Origin of the sequence: Stutzerimonas stutzeri (genome assembly GCF_000935215.1) — a bacterium.
Classification (GTDB): Bacteria; Pseudomonadota; Gammaproteobacteria; order Pseudomonadales; family Pseudomonadaceae; genus Stutzerimonas.
The window spans coordinates 1-1,084 of the sequence record NZ_JXXD01000232.1; the positions used below are offsets into that span (position 1 = coordinate 1).

General features: G+C 57.6%; 1 protein-coding gene. It reads right to left on the reverse strand.

Annotation, left to right across the window (positions count from 1 at the left end):
- The coding region (gene tuf / locus LO50_RS19865; protein ID WP_080902140.1) for an elongation factor Tu at positions 1 to 1,084 on the reverse strand (1,084 nt) is incomplete at both ends.

A 1,084-nucleotide genomic window follows, 5' to 3' on the forward strand; every position in this document is an offset into this window, starting at 1 on the left:
TGACAACCATTTTCACGTTGTCGCCCGGCATTACCATCTCAACGCCTTCCGGCAGTTCGCACGAACCGGTCACGTCGGTGGTACGGAAGTAGAACTGCGGACGATAGCCCTTGAAGAACGGGGTGTGACGACCACCCTCTTCCTTGGACAGAACATACACTTCGGCTTCAAACTTGGTGTGCGGCTTGATGGTGCCCGGCTTGGCCAGAACCTGACCACGCTCGACGTCATCACGCTTGGTACCACGCAGCAGAACGCCGCAGTTCTCACCGGCACGACCTTCGTCGAGCAGCTTGCGGAACATTTCTACACCGGTACAGGTGGTCTTGGTGGTATCACGCAGACCAACGATCTCGATTTCTTCCTGAACCTTGACGATGCCGCGCTCAACACGACCAGTCACAACGGTACCGCGACCGGAAATGGAGAACACGTCTTCGATCGGCATCAGGAACGGCTTGTCGATGGCGCGAACCGGCTCAGGGATGTAGGTATCCAGAGTCTCGACCAGCTTCTTGACCGCAGTAGTGCCCAGCTCGTTGTCATCTTCGCCATTCAGCGCCATCAGCGCGGAACCGATGATGATCGGCGTGTCGTCACCCGGGAAATCATAGGTCGACAGCAGATCACGAACTTCCATTTCGACCAGCTCGAGCAACTCGGCGTCGTCGACCATGTCGGCCTTGTTCAGGAACACGACGATGTACGGAACACCCACCTGACGGGACAGCAGGATGTGCTCGCGAGTCTGCGGCATGGGGCCGTCAGCAGCGGAGCAAACCAGGATCGCACCATCCATCTGGGCAGCACCGGTGATCATGTTCTTCACATAGTCAGCGTGACCCGGGCAGTCAACATGCGCGTAGTGACGGACATTGGAGTCGTACTCTACGTGAGCGGTGTTGATGGTGATACCGCGAGCCTTCTCTTCCGGCGCGCTATCGATCTTGTCGAAGTCGACACGAGCGGAGCCGAAAACTTCGGAGCACACGCGAGTCAGAGCGGCAGTCAGAGTGGTCTTGCCATGGTCGACGTGACCAATGGTGCCGACGTTGACGTGCGGTTTGTTACGTTCGAACTTTTC